We start from the raw sequence: 24287 nt of genomic DNA, 5'->3' as shown, positions 1-24287 counted from the left end.
TCGGTCAGTCTACGGATCGACCGGGAACGTCCCGCATCGAGCGCGCCGAGCGCAGTGCGGAGACGACGTTGCGTGCCTCACCCGTTCGGCCGCGCAGCAGGCTCAACACACTGACCGCGAGCGCGATCGCCCACGGCTTGAGCCGGACCAGCGGGTTCTCGCCGTAGCGCAGGTGGACGGCGAACAGGTTGCGGTACATGTAGAACCCCTTCCAGCCGCTCAGGTCGTGCTGCTGGTCGAAGTCGAGCTGCCTGACCAGGACGGCGTCCCGCACCGCCCAGATGGTGTAACCGGCCCGCCGGGCGCGCAGGGCGTAGTCGACGTCGTCGTAGAAGATGAAGAAGCTCGGGTCGGGCAGGCCGATCCGGTCGACCACCTCGCGCCGGACCATGAAGCCCTCGAACGCGACGTTCTCGACCGCGACCCGCGGCGGCATCTCCGACCGGGTGGGATAGGACGTCTCCACCATCCCGCGCTTGGGTCGTACGGCGAGCGGGTTGCGCAGGTCGAACCGGGTCGCCGACTTCTCCACCACCCGGCCGTGGGGGTCCTCGCGCACCACCATCAGGCACGGCTCGTCCTGGGCGAGCAGCACGGTGAGGCAGTCCGGGCGGGGTACGACGTCGTCGTCCATCAGCCAGATCCGGTCGAAGCCCCCCTCGTGGGCCGCCCGCATGCCCAGGTGGAAGCCGCCTGCGCCGCCGAGGTTGTCCGGACTGGTGATCACCCGGAGTCCGGGCAGTTCGCTGGTCTCGAGGACCTGCGCGGTGTGGTCGGTGGAGGCGTTGTCCACCACGATCACCGCGTCGGCCGGGCGCTCCAGCGCTGCCAGGCCGGCGAGCATGCCGGCGAGCAGGTCGGCACGGTTGTAGGTCACCACGACGACGGCGACGGTCTCCGGACGGACGGGTTCGCTCACCGCAGGAACCTCTCATGCCCGGTGAAGTCGCCGCGAAGCCCGGCCACGATCCCGCGGGCGCTGAGCCCGATCCGGGCCGGCGCGGGGCGGGTGAAGAGGTAGAACCACACCGTCTTGACCACGAACATCGCGACGTGCGGCCAGCCGCGATACTCGCGCAGGTTGACCGTGTTGTTGCGGGCCATGCAGTAGTGCTTGAGGTCGCTCGGACTGTGGTTGTAGGTGGTGCTGCCGAACATCATCGGAGTGCCCAGGCTGCCCACCGACGGGTGCAGGAAGTGCGCGTCGGGGACGGTGGCGATGCGGGCGCCGGCCTGCTCGGCGCGCAGGCGGTACTCGTGGTCGTCGCCCCAGATGAAGAACTCGGCGCGCGGCACCCCGATCCGGTCGACCAGTTCGCGGGTGATCAGCACTCCGTTGAACGGGATCACGATCCCGTCCACGGTGCCGCCCCGGGCGGCTGCCTCCACGTCGTCCAGGTCGTGCACCACGCGGGTACCGCCGGGGAGCCGGATCGGGAAGACCAGCCGGTCGGGCCGGTCCTCGTCGAGCACCACCGGCCCCCAGAAGTCGAGCCCCTCGGCGGTGCCCTCAGCGGCATGCGCGAGCAGTCGGGTGAGGCAGTCCGGCTCGGGCACCCCGTCGTCGTCCATCAGCCAGATCAGGTCGGCGTCCCGCTCCCTCGCCCAGGCGAGGCCTGTCGCGAACCCGCCTGCGCCGCCGGTGTTGGTCGTGAGGGTGCGGGTCAGGACGGGCACGCTGCGGTGTTCGTCGCCGTACCCGCCCTGCCCGGAGCCGTCGAGCCCGGCCAGCCACTCGCCCGTCCCGTCGGTGGAGGCGTTGTCGATGACGAGCACCTCGTCGACCTCCGGTACGCCGTCGAGCCGTTCGAGGAGCCGGCGGAGCAGGTCGAGGCGGTTGAAGGTGACCACCACGGCGGTGATCCGGCGGCGTGGACGGTCAGGCACCCGGCAACCCTAAGCCTCGATCCGGGCCAGGACCCCAACCGCTCGGCCCGCGCACCCCGGCGACACGCTCGCGTCGCTCGGCCCCGAGCGAGCGCACCACGCGGCGGCTTCCTCGGCACACCATGCTGCTCGGATTCGCTCGACCGCTGGGGCGGACCCGCCGCAGCGGTCGAGACGATCGGTCCGAGGGGATCTCACACGCGCCCGGCCTCGAGGGACGCCCGGATCTCCTCCGGCTGACGGGGCCTTGTCGACAGGCTCACCACGACCAGCGCGAGCAGGGAGAGTGGCAGGGCGACGATCACGCTGTTCCACTCGTTCGGCTTGTCGAGCACGAACTCCCACACCAGGGTCGAGACGATGCCGGCGATCATCGAGGCGATGCATCCGGCGGCGGTCGCGCGCTTCCAGAAGAACGCGGCCATCAGCGACGGCGTGATGGTCGCGCCGTACATCGTGTAGGAGAAGACCTGGATCTCGAGTACGCCGGGGAAGGCTTCACCGATCGTGAACGCGCTGATTCCGAGAACGACCACGGCGACGCGGGTGAGAAAGAGTTCGCGCTTGGAGTCGTGCGCGCGCTTCGAGAACGAGCGGTAGATGTCGTGGACCAGGTTGCCGGCTGAGGACAGCAGGTAGGAGTTGCCGGTGGTGATGATGAACGCGGTCGCCGCCATCAGCATGATCGCCCCGAGCCCGAGCGGGAGGGTGTCGGTGGCGAGACGCAGGATCGAGGTGTCGGGCTGGATCCCGGGAAGCAGGATGGCCGCGGAGGAGGCCAGGATGATGACCGCCGCGTAGAACACGACATCACCGATGAGGAACCCCAGCGTCGAGCGGCGCGCGACCTCGGGAGTCCGGGCGGCGGCGAACCGTTGGTACATGTTCTGATCGCCGAGGATGAGCAGGAGGGTGGGGAGCACGAACCCGATCATCTGGATCGGCGACAACCCGCCGGTCAAGGTGAGGTGGTCCGCGGGCAACTGCTCGACCATCCCGGAGAACCCGCCGACCGTGACCAGGACGAAGATGACGGCACCGATCAGACCGAGCGTGATGAGCAGGGCGCTGACCGCGTCGGTGTAGGCGACCGAGATGAGTCCGCCCGCGAAGGCCAGGAAGATGATCACGACCAGGCCGATCATCTTGGCGACGGCCTCGGGGAATCCGGTGGTCATGTGCAGGATGTAGCCGAGCCCGGTCACCTGCTCGGACATGATCGCCGTGTACGCGATGAGGATCGCGATCGCGGTGACCAGACGTACCGACTTGCCGTAGCGGCTCTCCATGATCTCCGGCACGGTGTACTTGCCGAACTGACGGATCCGTTTGGCGAGGAACAGATAGAGCACCAGGATGCCCAGCGGGGCTCCGATGCTGTAGAAGATGCTGGCGAGCGGCCCGTAGGTGTAGGAGAACGAGGCGCGCCCCATGATCGTGCCGGCCCCGGTCCAGGTCGCCAGCAGGGTTCCGATCAGGATCATCCGGCCCAGTCGCTGACCGGCGAGCATGAAGTCGTGATTGTTCTTGACCTTCTTGGACGCCCAGACCCCGATCACGACCATCAGCGCGACGTAGGCACACACTGACGCCAGGATGACGGTGTCCCTCATAGCGCACCTCTGACCACGGACCCACGCTGGATCACTGCGGCGAATTTGCTGGGTTCGGCCAGCACCCCGATGTCCTCGAGCGGGTCACCGTCGACCACGATCATGTCCCCCCACGCGCCCGGGTCGAGCGTCCCGACCTCACCTTCGAGCTGGATCAGCTCGGCGGCGTTGAGCGTCGCCGCGCGGACGACGTCGATCGGCTTCTGAACCTCTCCGCGAATCCGGAACTCCTCGTTCTGGCGGCGCTGCATCCCACCCAGCAGGTCCGAACCGTAGGCGATCTTCAGCCCGGCCCGGTCCGCGAGCTCGAGCGCGGCGAGGGCGGAGTCGAGCACCTCGCTGATCTTCTCCCAGCTCGCCTGGGGAAGGCCGTGCCGGCGCCCTTCCTCCATCAGGGCAGAGTAGGTGACCAACGTCGGGACCAGGAAGGTGCCTCGATCACGCATCAGGGCCACCGTCTCGTCGTCGAGCAGGTTGCCGTGCTCCACGCACCGCACCCCGGCTTCGACGGCGCGGGCGATGGCGCGGGGCGGGTAGGCGTGGACGGTCACGTAGCGGCCGGCAGCTTCGGCCTCCTCCACCGCTGCCCGCATCTCGCCCATCGAGTACTGCGTCGAGGAGATCTCGTCCCCGAGCGAGGAGATTCCGCCGGAGGCATGCAGCTTGAGGTGATGGGCTCCGCGACGCATCTCCTCTCGGACCGCCTTGCGGACCGCGTCGACGCCGTCGACCACTCGGCCGGTGCCGGAGCAGCAGGGATGGTCGTCGACGAAGTTCTGCTCGATCTCCCGCTTGTCACCATGCCCACCGGTCTGGCTCATTGCCTTGCCGCCGTAGATGAGGCGCGGACCGCGGAACATGCCGTGCGCCCAGGCACGGGCCAGACCGTAGTCGGCGCCGCCGGTGTCCCGAACGGTGGTGAATCCACGGTCGAGCATGGCCCCCATGTTCCGGACCGCTCCGGCGGCCACGTAGGTGGGGGGAGCACTCAGCACCTCGCCGAGATTGCCGCTGAAGGCAAGCACGTGGACGTGACAGTCGATCAGCCCGGGAAGGACCCGGCGACCACGAGCGTCCACGACACGGACATCCTCCGGTGCCGAGAGGCCCTTCCCGACCTCGGCCACGCGTCCGTCGACGCACAGTACGTCGGCCTCTCGATACTCACCCGAGGCAACGTCCAGTACCTCGGAACCTTGAACCAACAGCGAACCGCTCATGCCATTCTCCCAACTTCAAATAGCGCCTATCGGTCAGAGAGGCTGCCCTCTATCAATCAGATCTGTCAACAACCGATCCGAAACAGCAACTTTCATCCAAGATCTGGCATGGGATAGAAGTGGACCATGGATGCGGACACACTCGACGACGGCGAGCTCGATCTGATCGCCGCACTGCAGATCGCTCCCCGAGCGAGTTTGCAGACGCTCGCCGCGACGTTGGGCGTGACCACGGGGACGATCGGCCGAAGGCTCACGCGTGTGCGTCGAGACCACGATTTGAAGTTCGTCGGCCAGGTGCCGTGGTGGAGTGGACGGGTCACCCCGAGCCACGTGTGGATCTCGACCAAGCCCGGAAAGGTGAACGACGTCGCCGCGGCGGTCGCCGGCCTGGACGAGACCCAGTTCGTTGCGACGACCACCGGTCGAGCCGACGTGTACTGCATCCTCCAGCCCGACACCCGTGAGGGCATGGCCGACCTGCTCACCAGTCGCCTACCCGCGATCCCGGGCATCGTGCAGACACATTCCGAGGTCGGCCTGCACCGCTACGCCTCAGGATCGTCCTGGCGGGTGTCTCGGCTCAGCGACGATCAGGAAGCCAGCTTGGTCGCCCATCGGCATGGGCCGATCCCGGATGCACCCGAGTCACTGACCGAGGACGAACAGCGGATCGCGGAGGTACTGCGCCGGGATGCGCGAGCCACCGCCGCCGAGGTGGCCCGCGACCTCGGCCGGAGCCCGTCCACCGCCTACCGACTCACCCAGGCCCTCCTCGACCGTGGACTGGTCCAACCCCGGGTCGAGATCGAGCCGCGCCTGCTCGGGTTCCCCCTCGAAGCGGTCATCTCCATCACCACCTCGGCCAAATCGACCAAGCAGGTCGCCCAAGCCCTGGCAGGTCACCCCTCGGCGCGCTATGTCTCCACGGTCGCCGGGACGTCGACCATCATCCACCAGGGCCTCTTCCAGCACGAGCAAGGGCTCGCCGACTTCCTCAGCGACGACATCGCCGACTACCCCGGGATCCAGACCTTCGACGTCGCGATCGTGCTCGACGTGTTGACCAGGTATTGGAGCCCGCGCCCCCAGAGCTGACAGGAGCGCCCTTCACTTCGCTGCCGGCTCGCTCGATCCGGGCCACGACGACACCTGAGTCCGCGGCTCGGCCGCCGGCGCGCGGAGATGGGGCGCGGTCGCGGTGGAACGCCGCGCGCCGCTCAACTCAGCACACCGCGGCGACGTCGTCGGTGTCGTTGGCGACGTACCCGTCCTGGATCGACCCGAGAGACCCACCGGACAGCTCATTGCTCTGCTTGGCCGCCTGCTTCTTCCTGGCCTCAGCGGACGCTGCCTCGCCGCCGCCCTTGTCCGCCTCGGCGCCGTCGTTCTCCTCGACCCGACCCTCGGCCTTGTCGATCGCCTCGGTCACGGTGTTGTGGACCACGGACATGTCGGGGTCGGCGGTGTTGATGAGGGGCGGCACCAGGGAGACCGAGGAGATCTTCTGGTCCTTCGCCTTCAGCGCCAGCGGGATGAACTTGCTGACCTCGCTGGCCGGGACGTTGGTGGAGACCATCGACCCGCTGGCCTGGGCGATCGCGGAGAAGTTCTTGATGGCGGTCTGGGGACTGATCTGCTGGAGCATCGCGGTCATCACGCACTTCTGCCGCGCCATCCGCGAGTAGTCGTTCGAGTCGTGCCGCGCCCGGGCGAACCAGAGCGTCTCGAACCCGTTCAGCTGCCTCACGCCGGGCTCGATGTGGTCGTAGAAATCGTCGGTGGGCAGCCCGATCGGGATCGATTGCCGTACGTTGAGCGTGACCCCCCCGACGGCATCGACCAGGTCCTTGAAGCCCTGCAGATCGACCATCGCCCAGTAGTTCATCTTCAGCCCGGTCACGCCCTCGACGCCGCTGATGGTGGCGTCGATGCCGGGGTGCTCCGACTTCGGGAAGAGGTCGCTGTGGTCCTCGGCCCAGGTGGAGACGGCGTTGAGGTAGCAGCCGTCGCAATCGAAGCCGTCCGGGAACTCCTCGGCCATGACCGAGCCCTTCTCGAAGGGGAAGTTCGCCATGTTGCGGGGCAGCCCGATGAGCACGGTCCTGCCCGAGTCCGCGTCGATCGAGGCGACCGTCATGGAGTCGGGCCGGAGACCTGTGCGCCCGGCGCCGGCGTCCCCGCCCAGCAGCAGGATGTTGAACCGGCCGTCGTGCGCCCCGACCACCTGGCTACCCCCGAACAGGTCCTGTACCAACTGTCGCTGCGCATCCACGAGGTGGGATCCGAAGAGCAGGACTCCGGCGACGCTGAACGCCAGGACGCCGTTGAGCGCCACGACGACGCGACGGTGGTTGAGCCGCAGGGTGAGCGGCTGGCCGAGCCGCCAGGCGTCGACGATCAGCCCAACCCACGCGATCGCCGCGGCGATCAGCCCGAGCCGGATGATCAGCAGCACCCACGGAGTGGTCGCCAGCCAGAAGGCGAACCCGTGCCACACCAGCCCGAGCAGCACCGAGAACACCATGGCTGCGATCAGGCCGACCCACGTCCACAGCGCGATCCGGCCGACCCGGCGGTTGCCGGCGATCAACTGGGCTGAGCCGGGCACCAGCAGACTCATCACGAGGAGCGCGATCGCCCGCCGGTAACGGACCCGAGCGGCACGCTCCTCTGTGGGGGACGGTTGGTCGTTGGTGCGGGATCGGGCAGGAGGCGGAGCCAGGGTCGCCATGGGGAAGGTCACTCTCCTGAGGGGAAGATCAGGACTGCCCCTGAAGTATCACCAGTCACACCCGTCCCAGGAGGGAGCGACTCGCCGCAGCCCCGCCGCCGGAGCGTGAGGAGGCCCACCGCGAACGGCCGACACACCCGCGGCCACCGCCGCGGGCCGTTCGATCAGGCGGGTGTGGGCCCTCGCCCGGCCTCGATCTCCGCCTTGCGGGCGAGGCGGTGGGTACGTCGGATCTCCGCCTCCCGCTGTCGCCGCTGGTCCTCCGCCGTCTCGACGACCAGCTCCGGGACCGGCACGGGCCGGCCCTCCTCGTTCACCGCGACCATCAGGAAGTACGCCGTCGCCACGTGCCGGCGTCCGGTCAGCTCCCCGATCGGCTCCGCCTCGATCCGCACACCGACCTCCATCGAACTGCGGCCGACCCAGTTGACCTGGCTGGAGGTGTGCAGGATGTCCCCGACCCGGACCGGCTGGAGGAACACGATGTCGTCGACGTACGCCGTGACCACTCGGTTGCCGCAGTGCCGCCGCGCCACCGCACCCGCGGTGCTGTCTGCCTGCTTGATCACCTCGCCGCCGTGCACGTTGCCGGAGAAGTTCGCCTCCGGAAGGCGCATCGGCACCGCCAGCGAGACGCGGGAATACGCAGGCGTCCGGACCGCCCCACCGGACTCGACAGGCTCACTCACGCCTGCACCGTAGCGACTCCCCCGACCCGCCCCATCCCCTGTTCATCCCCCGGGCATCCGTCCGGAGGCACGAGTCGGGATGGATGCGCCGACTCGGCGCTGTGCGGGCTCGGCGGCTACTTTCGTGCCATGGCTGAGCGGCCCCGCAGCGGCGACACCCCCGACGACCCGGACTACGACTGGCTCTACCCCGGTAGGGGGCAGGGCGACGATCAGGGCGGGACCGGCGACCAGACCCGCCCGATCCGCCGTCCGCGGCCCGATGAGACCCGGATGATGCCGACCCAGCAGCGGCCCGGATCCGCCGGGCAACAGCCGGGCCGGCAGCCGAGCCCACAGTCGGGCCAGCAGTCGGGCGACCGTGCCGCGCAACCCGCGGCACAGCAGTCCCGGCCGGCGCCGGCCTCCTCCTCCCGCGACGAGACCCCGCCGCCGATCGCCCCCACCCCCACGCCGTCCAAGGGCGGTGGCGGCGGGCGCCGGCGTCCCTCGTGGAAGACGATCCGCCGCGTCATCGTGGTGCTGCTGGTGGCCTGGCTGGTCTTCCTGGTCGTGGTGCCGATCATGGCCTGGTCCGACGTGTCCAAGGTCGACTACGAGCCGGAGGGCGAGCGACCCGAGTCCCAGCCGGGGCGCACCTACCTGATGGTCGGCACCGACTCCCGCGCCGGGCTCAGCGAGGAGCAGCGCAAGGAACTCAGCACCGGCGACGCCGGTGGCAGCCGCACCGACACGATCATGCTGCTGCACGTGGGCAGCGGGAAGAGCCTGTTGATGTCGATCCCGCGGGACAGCCAGGTCGATGTTCCCGGGCACGGCACCAGCAAGATCAACGCCGCCTTCGCCTGGGGCGGGCCGGAGCTGCTCACCGAGACGATCGAGCAGAACACCGGCATCCGGGTCGACGACTACGTCGAGATCGGCATGGGCGGGGTCGTCGGTCTGGTCGACGCGGTCGGCGGCATCACCGTGTGTCCGACCTTCGACATGAAGGACAAGGACGCCGGGCTGGACATCGAGGAGGGCTGCCAGGAGGTCGATGGCACCACCGCCCTCGGCTACGCCCGCTCCCGCAAGACCGACCCACAGTACGGCGACATCACCCGCGCCCAGCACCAGCGCGAGGTCGTCGGCGCGATCGGCGACGAGGTGCTGAGCGTGTCCACGTTCCTCAACCCGTTCCGCTACTGGAACCTCGCGCACGCGATGCCGGACGCGTTCGCGGTCGGCAAGGGCATGGGCCCGATCGATGCCGGCCGGTGGGCGCTGGCCATGTCGCGGATCGGCAGCAGCGGCATGACCTGCGGTGTACCGATCTCGGACCTGTCCGTGCAGTGGGACGAGGAGCGGTCGGCCGAGATGTTCGACTACATCATCAATGACCAGACCGACGACATCCCCGCTGGGCTGTGCACGCCCACGGGCCTTCCGAAGAGTGTGACCGGATGACCTACCAGACCCTGAGCGTGTCCGTCGACGAGGACGGCATCGCCACCCTGACCCTCGACCGCCCCGACTCGCTGAACGCCTTCGACCTGGTGATGGCCGGCGAACTGCTCGACTTCTTCTCCGAGCGGGCCTACGCCGAGGAGATCAAGGCGATCGTCGTGACCGGAGCGGGCCGAGCCTTCTGCGCCGGGATGGACCTCGGATCGGAGGGGAACGTCTTCGGTCTCGACGAGTCGCTCTCCCCCACACCGGAGGAACTGCGCGCCCACCTCGCCGACCCCGACCAGCACCCCGAGTACGCCGACGGCGTGCGCGACACCGGCGGCAAGGTGACCCTCGCGATCCACGCGCTGCCCAAGCCGGTCATCGCCGCGATCAACGGGGCGGCCGTCGGCATCGGCGCCACCATGACCCTGGCGATGGATATCCGGATGGCCTCGACCAAGGCCCGGATCGGGTTCGTATTCGGCCGTCTCGGCGTCGTCCCCGAGGCGTGCTCGAGCTTCTTCCTGCCCCGTCTGGTCGGTCTCCAGCAGGCGCTGGAGTGGGTCTACACGGCCGACATCCTCACCGCAGAGCAGGCCCACGAGGGCCGGCTGGTCAGGAGCCTGCACGAACCCGAGGACCTCCTCCCCGCGGCCTACGAGCTCGCCCGACGGTTCGTGGTCGGCCACTCCCCGGTCGCCCTCGGCCTCGCCCGGCAGATGCTGCAGCGCAACGTGGCCGCCTCCTCGCCGCTCGACGCGCACCTCACCGACTCCCTGGCGATGTGGCACACCTCGGTCGGGGACGGCAAGGAAGGCGTCGCCGCGTTCCTGGAGAAGCGCCCGGCCGTGTTCACCGGACGGGCCGCCGAGCTTCCGCGGGTCTTCCCCGCCTGAGCTGCCCGAACGCCGGCTGCGTGCTCGGCCGAATCACTCCGGCCGAGCACGCAGCCGGCGGCGCTCAGGATGCGCTGCTCAGGGTGCGCTCGAACAGCGCCCGCAGATGTGCGAAGTGCAGCTCGGTGGCCGCCTCCTGCCAGGAGGACGTGTCGCTCATCGTGTAGCCGTGCGGCGCGTGGGGGAAGACCTCGTTGACGAACGGGCGGCCGGTCGCGGCCAGGGCCTCCCCGAGCGCGGCCACCGCCGCGGGCGGCATCGACGGATCCTCGTCGGCGTGGCCGTAGGCGAACTCGGCCGAGGCTCCCGCGATGGCCAGGTGGGGGCTGTCGGCGTCCTCGGTGACCAGCCCACCGCCGTGCCAGCTGCCTACCGACCTGACCCGGCCGGGGAACTGACCGGCGAGCCGGGTCGCGTGGCGGGCGCCCATGCAGTAGCCGGTCGCCCCGATGCCACCCCGGTCGGCGTACTCGTCGAGCGTGGCGAGGTAGGCCTCCGCGTCCGCTGCGGCGCGTTCCGCGGTGTGGTGCGCGATCCGCTGCCGGACCCCGCCGGCGAAGAACGCCTCGCGGTTGCCGGCCTCACGCAGGTCACCGGCCGGGGCCAGGTCGGCCATGGACCCGTCGCGGTAGAACAGATTGGGGGCGAGCACGACGTAGCCCCACGACGCGATCGTGTCGGCCATCTCGGCGATCCGCGGCCGCAGCCCGATCGCATCCATGAAGAACAGCACGCCCGGACGGGCCCCCTCGCCCGCGGGCCGGGAGAGGTAGGCCTCGGCGGTGCCGTCGGCGGTCGTGATCTCGATGAGTTCAGCCATGCCGGGCAACCTACTCCGGCACCCTGCCGCGGTGCCGAGGCGGACGGGGTTGTCGGGCACCTACGGCCTCGGCAGGTGGACGTGAAGGTCGCGCAACAGGCAGACCTCGGCCAGGTGGTGGATCAGCTCACGATGGATGTGGAGCACCAGGGTCGCCATCGGCGCCTCCGCGTAGTGGCCCTCCGCGGGGCCACACGGCCGCGCCAATCCCTCCTCCCCCAGGGCGGTCACCCCGGCGACCCAGCGCGCGTACTCCTCGTCGAGCTGGACGAGGGCACCCGCGGCGGTCCCGGCGTACTCGAAGGAGTCGTAGTCGGTCGGCTCCCGCCCGAAGTGGGAGGCGCTGCGCATCGCGAGGACGCCCACGATCACGTGGCCGAGCCGCCAGGCGATGGTCGTGAACGGCGCCGGCTCCGGCTGCGGGAAGGCGAAGTCGATCGTCATCGACCCCGCCCCAGCCTGCACCGGTGCCACGCCGGTGCCGCGGGGCCGCACGCTCCAGGAATCCGCTGCGGGCTCCCAGAAGTACTCCTCGTCGGTGAGGCCCTCCAACCGTGCCCGCACCTGGTGGTTCCAGTGCCAGACGAGCTGATCGACGAGCTGAGGGTTCCACGCCAGGTCGGTCATGCGACCAGTCTGCAACCTCGAGAGGACAAGGCGGGTCCGCGTCACCAACGGCGGCGAGCGGATCGGCCCGGGTCGATCAGAGCTCGGACTGCACCCCGGCCAGCAACTGGCGCGCCATCACGATGCGCTGCACCTGGTTGGTGCCCTCGTAGATCTGGGTGATCTTGGCATCGCGCATCATCCGCTCGACCGGGTAGTCGCGGGTGAAGCCGTAGCCGCCGAGGAGCTGGACCGCGTTGGTCGTGACCTCCATCGCGACGTCGGAGGCGAAGCACTTGGCCGAGGCGCCGAAGAAGGTGAGGTCGGCGTCGCCGCGCTCGGAGCGCCCGGCGGCGGCGTAGGTCAGCTGGCGGGCGGCCTCCACCTTCATCCCCATGTCGGCGAGCATGAACTGCAGTCCCTGGAACTCGGCGATCGCCTTGCCGAACTGCTGGCGCTCCTTGACGTAGCCGATCGCGTAGTCGAGGGCGCCCTGGGCGACGCCGACGGCCTGAGCGGCGATGGTGACGCGGGTGTGGTCGAGGGTCGCCATGGCGTACTCGAAGCCCCGTCCCTCCTCACCGATCAGACGGTCGGCGGGGATGCGGACGTTGTCGAAGTAGACCTCGCGGGTGGGGCTGCCCTTGATGCCGAGCTTCTTCTCCGGGGCGCCGAAGGAGACGCCCTCGTCCGACTTCTCCACGATGAACGCCGAGATGCCGCGCGAGCGCTTCTCCGGGTCCGTGCTTGCGAGCACGGTGTAGAACTCCGACTCACCCGCATTGGTGATCCACCGCTTCACGCCGTTGAGGACGTAGAAGTCGCCGTCGCGCACGGCCCGGGTCTTCTGGTTGGCAGCGTCCGAGCCGGCGTCGGGCTCGGAGAGGCAGTAGGAGAAGCCGCCCTCACCGGCGGCCAACTTGGTGAGGTACTTCCGCTTCAGCTCCTCGCTGCCGCCGATGATCAGCGGCAGCGAGCCGAGCTTGTTGACCGCCGGGATCAGCGAGGCCGACACGTCCGCCCGAGCGATCTCCTCGATGACCAGGCAGGTGGCCAGCGCGTCGGCCCCCGCGCCGCCGTACTCCTCGGCGACATGCGGCGCGTGGAAGTCACCGTCGAGCAGTGCCTTGGCGGCCTCCCGCGGGTAGCGCGCCTCCTCGTCGACCTCCGCGGCGTACGGCGCCACCTTGGCATCGCAGATCTCGCGCACGGCCTCGCGGATCGCCTGGTGCTCCTCGGAGAGCGCGTACAGCGGGTAGTCGGTCATCGTCGTCCTTCTTCCATCGGCGGTACTCAATCCTAACTTGATGGTACTGAGTACCGTAGGTGATGATCAAGCCAACGATCCCGACGCAACCCCCTACCCGAGGAGGAGCGCATGGCAGCCAGTGCGCGCGACCGACTGGTCCGAGCGGCCTTCGACCTGTTCGCGGGCCAGGGTTTCGAACAGACCACCGTGGACCAGATCGCAAGCCATGCCGGCGTCGGTCGTACGACGTTCTTCCGCCACTTCCCCACCAAGGAGTCGGTGGTCTTCCCCGACCACGACGCGATCCTCGGCGCCGTCGACGGGCGCCTCGTCGCTGCGGGCCCCATGACGGCGGCGATCGCCCTGCACGAGGCCGCCCGGATCGTGCTGCGGCACTACCTCGACGAGGGCGACCTGGCTCGCGAGAGGTATCGACTCACCCGCACGGTTCGCTCGCTCCGCGATGCCGAGATCGCCGGCCAGCGCCGCTACCAGCGCCTCTTCCAGCGTCACATCCGCGCCTGGACCGACACGCTCGGCCACCCCGACGACCTGCTCGCCGAGGTCCTGGCCAATGCGGTGGTCACCGCCCACAACCACGTGCTGCGCGGCTGGCTCCAGGGCGCTGCGAAAGATCCCGAGACCGCCCTGGAGGACGCGGTGCTCGATCTCACCGGGCGACTGTGGCGAGGCGGCACACCCTCACCCCCGTCCACGCGCCACGGTGAGGCCCGTGAGGTCGTCGTCCTCCGCACCACCCGCGAACTCGAGGACCTCATCCCCGACCTGGAGCGACTCCTCGGGGAGTGACCCGACCGGTTCCGGGCCGGGCCGCGCGCTCCACCCACCTGACATCGCGAGGCGGGCGCAGCGCGAGCCCGCCGGCACCCAGGAGCAATTCCTGGAGAGCGAGTGCCGCCCGGCTCAGGGGGCGTCGCGGATCATGGATGACGCAGATGTCCCGCTCGACGACGGGTGAGACCAGAGGTCGGATGTGCAGCGGGGCGAAGGACATCATCGGCACCACCAGCCCCGGCGCCACCGTGACCCCGAGTCCCGCTGAGGCCAGCCCGGCGACGGCACCCACGTTCCGCGCCTCCGTGACCGCTCCGAGTTCGACCCCGAGATCCCTCAGCGTCCGATCGACGTAGGCCCTGATGCTCGAACTCGCATCGAAGGCGACGAAGTCCTCACCCGCCAACTCGTGCCAGTGAACCTCGTCCTGAGCCACGAAGCGATGTTGATCGGGCACGAGACAGGAGAAGCGGTCGACCGCGATGTGCTGGACCGCGAGGCCGTCGGGCACTGTCGCGGTCACGGTCACGGCGAGATCGACGGCACCACTGGACACCAGGGCCAGCACCTCTTGGGAGAGCCCGTCACGGACCTGAACGCTCACATCCGGACGCTCGCCCCGGAAGGTCGCCAGCACCTCCGGCAGCAGGACGGCCGCCAGGGAGGGCAGCGCCGCGATCGAGACCGCGCCTCGACTTCCCTGCAGGTAACCCTCGACGTGTCGCAGCGCGGCGTCGAACTCGTCGAGGACCCGGCGAGCCACGGCGACCAGCTCCTCGCCGTCGCGAGTCAGTCGAACCCGCCGCGTCGTCCGCTCGAAGACCCGGACCCCGAGACGATGCTCGACCTCCTGCACCGTGCGGCTCAACGACGACTGGGCCAGGTGGAGGCTCCGAGCCGCCGGTGTGTAGCCACCGGCATCAGCGACTGCCACGACGACCCGGAGGTGCCTGATTCCCACATCTATCGTCACAGCGCATCAATCTATCCCTAACTGGTGTTGGACGCCGCTAAGTGACCGCCCTCACACTCGAACGCATGTTGTCGCTCATGGGCTTCGTGACCATCGCGGTCATCCTCGCCCTCCTCCTCGCCAATCGGGTCGCGGCCGTCGTCGCCCTCGCCGGTGTGCCAGTCGTGACCGCGCTCCTGGCCGGCCTCTCCCCCACCGAGATCGGCGAGTACGTCGCCGGCGGGCTGGGCGGGGTGGTCGGCACCGTGGCCATGTTCGTCTTCGCGATCGTGTACTTCGGGGTCATGCGGGATGCCGGGATGTTCGACCCGATCATCCGGCGCATCGTCGCCTTCGCCGGCAACGCACCCGTGACCGTCTGCCTGGCCACCACCATGTTGGCGATGGCCGCCCACCTCGACGGCGCCGGCGCGACCACCTTCCTGATCACCATCCCCGCGATGCTGCCTCTCTACGACCGTCTGGGGATGAGTCGTCTGACTCTGACGACCTGCGTCGGCCTCGGTGCGGGAGTGATGAACATCCTGCCGTGGGGCGGTCCCACCGCGCGCGCGGCCACCACCTCCGGCGTTCCCGCCAACGAGCTCTGGGTCCCGCTCATCCCCGCCCAGGTCGTCGGAATGCTGACCTGCCTGGCCATCGCCTGGTTCCTCGGCCGCAGGGAGACCCGCCGACTGGCCTCATCGACCGAGACGGTGACCGTGTCCTCCGGTGGGACGGCGGCGCTCGGCGGGTCCCCGGTCGGCCACTCGGACACCGCGACGGCCACCTCCCCCGACCCCACGCTGAGTCTCAGCGAGGAGGACCGGGCACTCCGCCGACCGCGACTGTTCTGGTTCAACGTCCTGCTGACCCTGCTCGCCATCGCTGCCCTGATCAGCGCGGTCACGACCCCGGAGCTCATCTTCCTGATCGCGGTCGTCATCGCGTTGATGGTGAACTACCCCGGTCTGCACGCTCAGACCGACCGGATCGAGGCCCATGCCAAGGGCGCGATGCTGATGGCCACCACCCTGCTGGCCGCCGGTGTCTTCCTGGGGATCCTCGAGGGCAGCGGCATGATCGAGGCGATGGCGAAGTCGGCCACCGACGTCCTCCCCGGCGGCGCGGCCCCCGCGCTACCACTCATCGTCGGCGTACTCGCCGTGCCGATGAGCCTGGTGTTCGGACCCGACCCGTTCTACTTCGGGGTCCTGCCGGTCCTCATCGGCATCGGCGAGGTCGCCGGAGTATCCGCAGCCGACATCTCCCAGGCGGCGATCATCGGCGAGGAGACCCTCGGCTTCCCGATCAGCCCGCTGACCGGTTCGTTCTACCTGCTCGTCGGACTCGGCGGCGTGGAGATCGGCAAGCACATCCGCGCCCTCCTCGGCTGGGCCTGGCTGGTGTCGCTGGTGATGCTGGCGGTGGCCTTCGTGACCGGCGTCATCCCGGTGTGGGCCGGATGAGCGCGCGCGCACCCCGGTCGGGCCCGCTCCGGCTCGGCGCCGGCGCCGGCTTCGCCGGAGACCGCCTCGACCCGGCCGTCGATCTGGCCCGTCGCGGAGACCTCGACTATCTCGTCTTCGAATGCCTCGGCGAGCGCACCGTCGCCGCCGGACAGCTCCGCCGCCTCCATGACGCACGCGCGGGGTACGACCCGCTGCTCGGCACCAGGATGCGCGCGGTGCTTCCTGCGGCCGATCTGGGGCGCACTCGGATCATCACCAACTCCGGCGCCGCCAACCCCGAAGCCGCCGCCGACGTGGTGCTGGGAGTCGCCCGCGACCTCGGCCTGCCGCTGCGCGTGGCTGCTCTCACCGGCGACGACGTCCTGGCTGCGGTACGCCGCCTCGACCCGGTCGTCTGGGAGACCGGCGTCCCCCTGTCCGAGTCCTCGGAGGAGCTGCTGTCGGCCAACGCCTACCTGGGCTCCGACGCGGTCCGCCTCGCACTGGAGGAGGAGCCGCAGGTGCTGGTCACCGGCCGGGTCGCGGATCCCTCGCTGTATCTGGGCCCACTGAGCCACGAGTTCGGGTGGCGGGATGACGACTGGCCCACCCTCGGCACCGGCACGGTGCTGGGCCACCTGCTCGAATGCGCCGGCCAACTCACCGGCGGCTACTTCGCGGACCCCGTGACCAAGCCCGTGCCAGGGTTGGCGCGGCTCGGCTTCCCCTTCGCCGAGGTCGCTGCGGACGGCGGCGCGGTGCTCGGCAAACTGAGCGGCACCGGCGGGCGGCTCGACCGTCAGACCTGCACCGAGCAACTGCTCTACGAGGTCGACGACCCGGCGGCGTACCTCACTCCCGACGTCACCGCCGACTTCTCGAGGGTCCGCTTCACCGCTCTCGGTGAGGACTCCGTCCGGGTCGAGGGTGCCACCGGGGGCCCGCGACCCGACCAGCTCAAGGTGACGCTGGGGTTCCGGGGCGGCTGGCTCGGCGAGGGGCAGATCAGCTACGCGGGCCCCCGGGCTCTCGACCGGGCGCGACTGGCCGGCGACATCGTGCGCGAGCGACTCCGCGACGTGCACGGGCTGAATGAGGACGCGATCACCGTCGAGCTGATCGGGACCGGCGCGGCGTTCCGGGGGCTGGCCCCCGCGCCCGATTCCGTCCCCGAGGTCCGCCTCCGGGTCGCCGCTCACACCTCGGGCGCCGAACTCGCGCAGCTCGTCGGGTGGGAGGTCGAGTCGCTCTACACCAACGGTCCGGCGGGCGGTGGCGGCGCTCGGAAGAGCTCCACCGAGACGGTCCAGGTCCGCTCGTGCCTCATCCCGCGCGACCTGGTCCAGCCCACCGCGACCGTGCAGGAGAACCGATGACCTCCGCCAGCCCACCGAAGATTCGTGTCGACGACGTGGCCGATGTCCGGGCCGGGGACAAGGGCGACACCCTCATCCTCGCCGTCATCGCACGGACCCCCGACGACTTCGTCCTGCTCCAGCGCGACCTCCTCCCCGGCCGGGTGGCCCGGCACTTCGGCATCCACAGCGAGGTGACCCGCACGGTGCTGCCGGGCCTGGGCGCCCTGGTCTTCCGCATCCCCGAGGTCCTCGGCGGCGGCGTGACCGGCTACGCCGGCCTGGACGGGCACGGCAAGTCGCTGTCCTATCACCTGCTCACCCTGCCCCTCGAGGATCCGACCCATGAAGGAGACCACTGATGCTGCGCGTTCTCGGGGCGGCGGTCGCACTGGCGACCACCGCGACGCTCACCACCCCCTCCTCGGCCCAGGGCGCGGGACTCGACTCCGCCGCGTCGTCGGTCGCACCCGACCCACGCACGACTCCGGACGACCCGTTCTTCGGCTACGACCGCCCCGCCACCTACACCAGCGTTCGCCAGGACCTGCGGGTCCCGGTACGCGACGGCAGCCGGCTCGCCTGCCAGCTCTATCGACCGGGTACGGACGAGGCCACCCCCGCACCGGGCAGGTTCCCGGGGATCGTCTACGAGTACACCGCGTACGCCGACAACGCCGCCGCCTTCGGGGAGGGCGCCGGCTACTTCGTCGAACGAGGCTATGAGGCGCTGGTATGTCAGGCGCGGGGCTCTGGGGAGTCACCCGGCCACCTGGACCCATTCAGCCCCCAGGAGCAGCGGGACAACTACGACGTGATCGAGTGGCTGGCCGATCGTCCCTCCTCCACCGGCGAGATCGGTCAGATGGGCCTCAGCTACGGCGCTCACAGCACGCTCCTGGTCTCGGTCAACCAGCCACCGAGCCTGCGCGCCACCATCCCGATCATGGGACTCTCGGACTGGTATGAGAACACGATCTACCGCGGTGGCATCCCGAACGCCCAGATCCGCAGCTGGCAGGAGGCGACGGCGCCCGAGACGCTGGAGACCTACCCGGCCCACCCGACCTACGACCGCTTCTGGGCCGGCCGCAGCGTCAAGTCCAGATGGCACAAGCTGACCGTCCCGACGCTGGAGATCAACGGCTGGTACGACCGCTACCGCGACGGCATGATCGGCAACCAACAGGCTCGGCCGAGGAACGTGTGGCTGGTCTCCGGGCCCTGGACACACGGATACCCGGAGGGGCAACACGGTGACATCGGGCGCGGCGGTTACCTCGCCTGGTGGGACCACTGGCTGCGGGGCGATGACGCTCCTCTCCCCCGCGCCAAGGTCACGTCGTACGAGACTCCCGGCCCCGGCCCCGGCCCCGGCGCCGGCGCCGGCACCGGCTGGCAACAGTACGATCAGTGGCCGCCATCAGGCACCCGCCGCGTCGACCTGGCATTGGGCGCGGAAGGCCGCCTGCGGCGCGGCGGCGGCAAGCCCGGCGTCGCGACCTACACGGTCAACACCGACACCTCAGCGCCGGAGGACGGCGAGAAGCTGACCTTCGCGAGCGCACCCGTGGCGAGGGATGTGGTCATCGCCGGTTCGCCGGAGGCCCGACTGCGTGCTCGGTTCACGGCCACCGAGGGGCACCTGGCGACCGTCCTGTACGACGAGGCGCCGGATGGTTCGCGCACCCGGGTCACCGAGGGCTGGCTCAAGGCCAGCCACCGGAACTCGCATGCGGAGGTCACACCCGTCCGTCCGGGACGCGCCTATGACCTCGACGTCCACATCTGGCCGGCCCACTACCGACTCAAGGCCGGCCACCGGCTCGTGCTGCGGGTCTCCAGCGACGACTACCCCGAGATCGACTCCACCGCACCGGCCGGTGAGGTCGGCATCAGCCTCGGCGCCGGTGGATCGTCGCTGATGGTCCCGGTCCTTGCGGGGCGGGGCGCCCTCCGCTGATCCGCCTTTCTCCGCGGCGGCGGTCAGGAGGGGTCGGCGGCGGTCCGGCAGCCCCCTTCTCCGCGGAGGCGGTCACGAGGGGCCAGCGGGTCCGGCGGCGGTCCGGCGGCGGTCCGGCGGCGCTCCGGCGGCGGTCCGGCGGCGGTCCGACCGGAGGGGGGACCTGCACCGGCAGGGAATCCTCGAGCGACCCTCGGGGTTGACCGCACATGAGCGCACCGTGGAAGGACCAGGCCAGGATCGACCGACTGCTCGATGAGACCGAGGTGTGGGCGGTGGTGGGCCTCTCCGGCGACCCGTATCGCACCGCCTTCCACATCGCCAAGGAACTCCAGGAGCACGGCAAGCGGATCGTGCCGGTGCACCCCAAGGCCGCCGACGGCGGGCTGGAGGTGCTCGGCGAGAAGGCCTACGCCACCCTCGCCGACATCCCCTTCGAGGTCGACGTCGTGGACGTGTTCCGGCGTTCCGAGGCGGCCGGCGAGATTGCGGACCAGGCAGTGGCGGCCGGAGCGGGCGCGGTGTGGTTCCAGATGGGCGTGATCGACGAGGCCGCCTACGCGCGGACCACCGCGGCCGGCGTACCGATGGTGATGGACGTGTGCCCCTCGCAGCAGTGGCATCTGCGCGCTGCGGCCGACGCCGGCTGATCGGCCCAGGATCAGAACGCCGAACCGGTCGACCCCGTAGCGGTCCCGACCTCTCACGGCTTCGAACAACGGGCGGACGAGCGGAGCGACCCTCGCTCCGGACACGACGCCCCGACCGTCCGGCTCCGGGAGCCTGAACGGTCGGGGCGCCCCCCACAATCGCGGCAGCTCAGAAGTTGCCGCGAGCCTCCTGCTCGCGCTCGATCGCCTCGAAGAGCGCCTTGAAGTTGCCCTTGCCGAAGCCGAGCGAGCCGTGCCGCTCGATCAGCTCGAAGAAGACCGTCGGCCGGTCGCCGATCGGCTTGGTGAAGATCTGCAGCAGGTAGCCGTCCTCGTCGCGGTCCACGAGGATGCCGCGCTTCTGCAGCTCCTCGACCGGCACGCGGACGGTGCCGATCCGGGCCCGCAGTTCCGGATCCTCGTAGTAGGAGTCCGGGGTGGCCAGGAACTCGACCCCCTCGTCCCGGAGCGCGTCCACGGTGGCGAGGATGTCGGAGGTCGCCAGCGCCAGGTGCTGGGCGCCGGGCCCCTGGTAGAACTCGAGGTACTCGTCGATCTGCGACTTCTTCTTCGCCACGGCCGGCTCGTTGAGCGGGAACTTGACCCGGTGGTTGCCGTTGGCGACGACCTTCGACATCAGCGCTGAATAGTCGGTGGCGATGTCGTCGCCGATGAACTCGGCCATGTTCGTGAACCCCATCACCCGCTGGTAGAAGGCCACCCACTCATCCATCCGGCCGAGTTCGACGTTGCCGACGATGTGGTCCAGCGCCTGGAAGAGTCGCTTCGGACGGCCCGGTCGGGGCCGGAACGTCGAGGTGCGGGCGACGTACCCAGGCAGATACGGGCCGTGGTAGCGGCTTCGGTCCACCAGCGTGTGCCGGGTCTCGCCGTACGTCGCGATCGCGGCGATCCGCACCGTGCCGTGCTCATCGATGAGGTCGTGCGGCTCCTCCAGTACGACGGCGCCGACCGATCGCGCGTGCTTGATACAGGCGTCCACATCGGGCACCTCGAGAGCGACATCGAGGATCCCGTCGCCGTGTCGTGCGTGGTGCGCGATCAACGGGCTGGACGGGTCGACGCCGCCCTTGATCACGAAGCGGACCGCCCCGCTGTGGAGCACGTAGGCGTGGTGGTCTCGGTTGCCGGTCTCCGGACCGGAGTAGGCGACCAGCTCCATGCCGTAGGCGGACTGGAAGTAGTGCGCGGTCTGCGGTGCGTTGCCGACCGCCCACACCGCCGCATCCCACCCGGTCACCGGGAACGGATCCTCGGCGGCGTCGTACTCCACCAACCCGACCAGCTGCTTGAGCGTGTCCAGGTCGAGCTCGGCGAGACGCTCCTCGTCGGTCAGTGTGTCTGCGAGGGACATGTCGGTTCCTTCGTCGTCGGGCCGTCGGGCGGCGTGACTCGGGCGGGCACCGCAGCCCGCTCCCCACATTCAAGTGAGCCTCAGCGCGGTCGACAACCTGTCCAGCTAGTGGTCGGCATTCCGCTCAGTTCGTTCATCAGACAGTCGAGTCAAGTACGCAATCTGCCGATCTATGCCGCCGCTGACCCTAGGGTGGACGAATGGACGCCGACACCCCTTTGGACCAACTCGACCTCGCCCTTCTCGAGGCCCTGTACGAGCAGCCGCGCATCGGTGACCTCGAGCTCTCCCGGGTGACCCGCGTCGCCCGGGCGACGGTGCAGAGCCGGCTGCGCCGGCTGCGTGAGTCCGGCGTGATCCGCGACTGGGCGCCGACCGTGGATGCCGCCGCGGCGGGGTTCTCGGTCCAGGCGTTCGTGACCCTGGAGATCTCCCAGGGCGCCCTTGATCAGGTCCGCCGCGATCTCGCCGCCATCCCGCAGGTGCTCGAGGCGCACGTGACCACGGGGTCGGCCGACGTGCTCTGCCGGGTCGCCACCGCCTCGCACACCCAACTCCAGGACGTGCTGGTGCGGATCGACCAGTCGGCGGCCGTCGTACGCTCCACCAGCGTGGTCGCGCTCTCGGTGCTGATCGAACCCCGGGTGCTCGACCTGCTCCGCACCACCGACGCCGGCCGGGCCGGTACGCCGCGGGCCCCCGCCTATCGAGCGCTCACCCGGCCGGGGTCGGGCTCCCGGGAACCGACGGAGCCGACGGGTTCGGCGGGTTCGGCCGGGTGAGCCGCCGGAGCTGCTCGAAGGGCCAGCCCACCAGACGTTCCAGTGGTCCGCGCCAACCGAGCGCCACCCAGACCGCGCCGATCCCGAACACGACGAGCACGTGCCACCCGAAGGAACCGGGCGTGTCCGCGGGCGGTACCTGGGGTATGCGCATCACGACGTGCAGGGTGTAGAGGGTCAGGGTCATCCGGCCGGCACCGAAGAAGACCGCCGTCGCCACCACGCCGGTCGGCGGGAGTGCGCCCGCGACCAGCAGGCACAGCCCGATCACGAGCAGCGCACTGCCCAGGGTCTGCGCCACATCGAACGGCGTGGAGGAGTGCGGCGCCACCACGAGCAGCCAGTCCCACGACCCGCCGGTGGGGGTGTTGCCGTACATCCCGGACTCGATCGCTCGGAACACGTCCGTGCCCGCCGGGAGACCGAGCTCGTCGGCCAGCGTCCCTGCCACGCCCGCCCGACCGGTGAGCCAGGTGGAGAGCACCAGCGCCGAGGTCGCGACCGCCGCGCCGAGGATCGCGATCATCGCGCTCACCTGGGGGCTGCGCAGCTCCAGGCGGCCCAGCGCGATCCCGATCAGGAGATAGGGCATCCAGGCGATCACCGGGTAGTAGCCGGTGACGAAGAGTTCGGAGAGCATCTGCAGCGGGTCGGTCAACTGGAGAACGGAGGGGCTCTCCACGCCCCTCTCCGGCAGCTCGGGCCGCAGCACCTGGGAGAGCACCGGGCCGGCCACGACCCACGCGGCCGCGACGATCGCCAGCGTGCGAGCCCGCAGCGCGAGGAACGGGATACCGCAGCAGAACAGCACCCCGTAGTAGGTCAGGATGACCGCGATCCCCGTGTCGAGCGCGCCCAGGACCAGGCCGATCATCGCGATCAGCAGCGCGCGGATCCCCAGGCCGGCGGCGTACACCGCCCAGGTACGACGATCCGCCCCCCGCAGCACAGGCGTGGCGCGACCCGTCATGAGCGCCAGGCTCACCCCGGCGAGCACCGCGAACAGCGCGGAGGCCCGGCCGCCGGCGACCAGATGCACCAGCGTGAGCCCACCGGTCGGCGTACGCGCGTCGAGCACGTGGGTGCCCATCATCCCGAGGAGGGCGAGACACCTGGCGACGTCGAGGCCGACCAGTCGCCCTCCGATCCGCACCACGGCGATCCCTCTCGTCTCGATGCTCCTCGGCCGGGGACGCCGGCCGGGCAGTTCTCAGGCGTGCGCCTCCCGGCGCACCACCTCGCCCTTGGCGTGGGCGGCTCGGCGCAGCGACTCCTGGAAGTCGAGCATCTGCTGCTGCAGCTCGGGGTCCGTGGCGGCGAGGATACGGGCGGCCAGCAGGCCGGCGTTGCGGGCGTTGCCGATACCGACGGTGGCCACGGGCACACCGGCCGGCATCTGCACGATCGAGAGCAGCGAGTCCATGCCGTCGAGGTACTTCAGCGGCACGGGCACCCCGATCACCGGGAGCGGCGTCACCGACGCGAGCATGCCGGGCAGGTGCGCGGCACCGCCCGCCCCGGCGATCAGCACGCCCAGCCCGCGCCCGTGCGCGGCTTCGCCGTATTCGATCATCTCGGCCGGCATCCGGTGGGCGGAGACGACGTCGGCCTCATACTCGATCCCGAACTCGGCCAGCGCCTCCGCGGCGGCCTTCATGGTCGGCCAGTCGGAGTCGGACCCCATCACGATGCCCACGCGTGCGCTCATGGACGCAGCGTAGCGATCCGCGGTCCGGCTCCCACCGCTACCCGGGCGGGGCGGGTCCACCTCCACGCGCCCGCCTACCCCAGATGTGACCCAGATCTGCCCCAGCCG

Annotated in this window: 23 protein-coding genes; 10 read left to right on the top strand and 13 right to left on the bottom strand. The window is 70.1% G+C overall.

Going from position 1 to position 24287, the window contains the following annotated elements:
* Positions 1-4 precede the first annotated feature (4 nt).
* From G515_RS0107555 to G515_RS0107540, 4 genes are all read right to left on the bottom strand, one after another.
* Complete coding sequence (locus tag G515_RS0107555; protein WP_028659669.1) at positions 5-919, bottom strand: glycosyltransferase family 2 protein; 915 nt, start codon at positions 917-919, stop codon at positions 5-7.
* Positions 916-1887: a glycosyltransferase gene (locus G515_RS0107550; protein ID WP_028659668.1), complete on the bottom strand. Its 972-nt coding sequence runs from the start codon at positions 1885-1887 to the stop codon at positions 916-918. Before G515_RS0107550 ends, G515_RS0107555 begins: the two co-directional genes overlap by 4 nt.
* A 194-nt stretch (positions 1888-2081) precedes the next feature.
* Positions 2082-3500, bottom strand: coding sequence for a sodium:solute symporter family protein (locus tag G515_RS0107545; RefSeq protein ID WP_036554758.1), 1419 nt, complete (start codon positions 3498-3500; stop codon positions 2082-2084).
* Complete coding sequence (locus tag G515_RS0107540; RefSeq protein WP_028659666.1) at positions 3497-4720, bottom strand: metal-dependent hydrolase family protein; 1224 nt, start codon at positions 4718-4720, stop codon at positions 3497-3499. The genes G515_RS0107545 and G515_RS0107540 overlap by 4 nt, the downstream gene beginning before the upstream one ends.
* A 126-nt stretch (positions 4721-4846) precedes the next feature.
* Here G515_RS0107540 and G515_RS0107535 point away from each other — a divergent pair, with 126 nt between their 5' ends.
* Positions 4847-5818 carry an Lrp/AsnC family transcriptional regulator gene (locus tag G515_RS0107535; protein ID WP_028659665.1) on the top strand — a complete coding sequence of 324 codons (972 nt, stop codon included), beginning with the start codon at positions 4847-4849 and terminating at the stop codon, positions 5816-5818.
* A 127-nt stretch (positions 5819-5945) separates the two neighbouring features.
* Here G515_RS0107535 and G515_RS0107530 read toward each other — a convergent pair whose 3' ends face one another.
* Positions 5946-7466, bottom strand: a complete 1521-nt coding sequence (locus G515_RS0107530; RefSeq protein WP_245565285.1) for an LCP family protein — start codon at positions 7464-7466, stop codon at positions 5946-5948.
* Between the two features lie 152 nt (positions 7467-7618).
* The gene (locus G515_RS0107525; RefSeq protein WP_028659663.1) at positions 7619-8143 is read right to left on the bottom strand and encodes an acyl-CoA thioesterase; all 525 of its coding nucleotides are present in this window, start codon (positions 8141-8143) and stop codon (positions 7619-7621) included.
* Between the two features lie 129 nt (positions 8144-8272).
* On the opposite strand from G515_RS0107525, the gene G515_RS0107520 reads away from it, so the two are divergent.
* Positions 8273-9592, top strand: a complete 1320-nt coding sequence (locus G515_RS0107520; protein WP_028659662.1) for an LCP family protein — start codon at positions 8273-8275, stop codon at positions 9590-9592.
* Positions 9589-10473 carry a crotonase/enoyl-CoA hydratase family protein gene (locus G515_RS0107515; RefSeq protein ID WP_028659661.1) on the top strand — a complete coding sequence of 295 codons (885 nt, stop codon included), beginning with the start codon at positions 9589-9591 and terminating at the stop codon, positions 10471-10473. Before G515_RS0107520 ends, G515_RS0107515 begins: the two co-directional genes overlap by 4 nt.
* Positions 10474-10537: 64 nt before the next feature.
* On the opposite strand, the gene G515_RS0107510 is transcribed toward G515_RS0107515, so the two are convergent.
* From G515_RS0107510 to G515_RS0107500, 3 genes are all read right to left on the bottom strand, one after another.
* Positions 10538-11293 carry a dienelactone hydrolase family protein gene (locus G515_RS0107510; protein WP_036554754.1) on the bottom strand — a complete coding sequence of 252 codons (756 nt, stop codon included), beginning with the start codon at positions 11291-11293 and terminating at the stop codon, positions 10538-10540.
* Between the two features lie 60 nt (positions 11294-11353).
* Positions 11354-11920, bottom strand: a complete 567-nt coding sequence (locus tag G515_RS0107505; protein WP_028659659.1) for a DinB family protein — start codon at positions 11918-11920, stop codon at positions 11354-11356.
* A gap of 76 nt (positions 11921-11996) precedes the next feature.
* Positions 11997-13166 carry an acyl-CoA dehydrogenase family protein gene (locus G515_RS0107500; protein WP_028659658.1) on the bottom strand — a complete coding sequence of 390 codons (1170 nt, stop codon included), beginning with the start codon at positions 13164-13166 and terminating at the stop codon, positions 11997-11999.
* A gap of 111 nt (positions 13167-13277) precedes the next feature.
* Between G515_RS0107500 and G515_RS0107495 the strand changes: the two genes are divergently transcribed.
* Positions 13278-13958, top strand: coding sequence for a TetR/AcrR family transcriptional regulator (locus G515_RS0107495; RefSeq protein ID WP_028659657.1), 681 nt, complete (start codon positions 13278-13280; stop codon positions 13956-13958).
* On the opposite strand, the gene G515_RS0107490 is transcribed toward G515_RS0107495, so the two are convergent.
* Entirely contained in the window at positions 13924-14904 is a 981-nt protein-coding gene (locus G515_RS0107490) for a LysR family transcriptional regulator (protein WP_281168292.1), read from the bottom strand. The two genes, G515_RS0107495 and G515_RS0107490, sit on opposite strands and share 35 nt — an antisense overlap.
* Positions 14905-14957: 53 nt before the next feature.
* Between G515_RS0107490 and G515_RS0107485 the strand changes: the two genes are divergently transcribed.
* From G515_RS0107485 to G515_RS0107465, 5 genes are all read left to right on the top strand, one after another.
* Positions 14958-16364 carry a CitMHS family transporter gene (locus G515_RS0107485; protein WP_281168291.1) on the top strand — a complete coding sequence of 469 codons (1407 nt, stop codon included), beginning with the start codon at positions 14958-14960 and terminating at the stop codon, positions 16362-16364.
* Positions 16361-17722 (top strand): acyclic terpene utilization AtuA family protein, encoded by a 1362-nt coding sequence (locus tag G515_RS0107480; RefSeq protein ID WP_028659654.1) that lies wholly within the window; start codon positions 16361-16363, stop codon positions 17720-17722. Before G515_RS0107485 ends, G515_RS0107480 begins: the two co-directional genes overlap by 4 nt.
* Positions 17719-18063: an AtuA-related protein gene (locus tag G515_RS0107475; RefSeq protein ID WP_028659653.1), complete on the top strand. Its 345-nt coding sequence runs from the start codon at positions 17719-17721 to the stop codon at positions 18061-18063. Before G515_RS0107480 ends, G515_RS0107475 begins: the two co-directional genes overlap by 4 nt.
* Positions 18063-19664, top strand: a complete 1602-nt coding sequence (locus tag G515_RS0107470) for a CocE/NonD family hydrolase (protein ID WP_036554752.1) — start codon at positions 18063-18065, stop codon at positions 19662-19664. The genes G515_RS0107475 and G515_RS0107470 overlap by 1 nt, the downstream gene beginning before the upstream one ends.
* Before the next feature lie 209 nt (positions 19665-19873).
* Positions 19874-20314 (top strand): CoA-binding protein, encoded by a 441-nt coding sequence (locus tag G515_RS0107465; RefSeq protein WP_028659651.1) that lies wholly within the window; start codon positions 19874-19876, stop codon positions 20312-20314.
* A 169-nt stretch (positions 20315-20483) separates the two neighbouring features.
* Here the strand turns inward: G515_RS0107465 and hppD are convergent, their stop codons facing one another.
* Positions 20484-21689, bottom strand: a complete 1206-nt coding sequence (gene hppD / locus G515_RS0107460) for a 4-hydroxyphenylpyruvate dioxygenase (protein WP_028659650.1) — start codon at positions 21687-21689, stop codon at positions 20484-20486.
* A 200-nt stretch (positions 21690-21889) separates the two neighbouring features.
* Between hppD and G515_RS20070 the strand changes: the two genes are divergently transcribed.
* Positions 21890-22471, top strand: a complete 582-nt coding sequence (locus G515_RS20070) for an Lrp/AsnC family transcriptional regulator (RefSeq protein ID WP_084653272.1) — start codon at positions 21890-21892, stop codon at positions 22469-22471.
* Here the strand turns inward: G515_RS20070 and G515_RS20065 are convergent.
* Together G515_RS20065 and purE are read right to left on the bottom strand one after the other, a co-directional pair.
* The gene (locus G515_RS20065; protein WP_051217990.1) at positions 22404-23627 is read right to left on the bottom strand and encodes a heparan-alpha-glucosaminide N-acetyltransferase domain-containing protein; all 1224 of its coding nucleotides are present in this window, start codon (positions 23625-23627) and stop codon (positions 22404-22406) included. The two genes, G515_RS20070 and G515_RS20065, sit on opposite strands and share 68 nt — an antisense overlap.
* Before the next feature lie 54 nt (positions 23628-23681).
* Positions 23682-24179, bottom strand: a complete 498-nt coding sequence (gene purE, locus G515_RS0107445) for a 5-(carboxyamino)imidazole ribonucleotide mutase (protein ID WP_028659649.1) — start codon at positions 24177-24179, stop codon at positions 23682-23684.
* Between the last annotated feature and the right edge of the window lie 108 nt (positions 24180-24287).

Source organism: Nocardioides insulae DSM 17944 (assembly GCF_000422825.1).
Taxonomy (GTDB): domain Bacteria; phylum Actinomycetota; class Actinomycetes; order Propionibacteriales; family Nocardioidaceae; genus Nocardioides; species Nocardioides insulae.
Note: the sequence above shows the minus strand (reverse complement) of the source record. Positions and strands in the feature narration are given on the sequence as shown.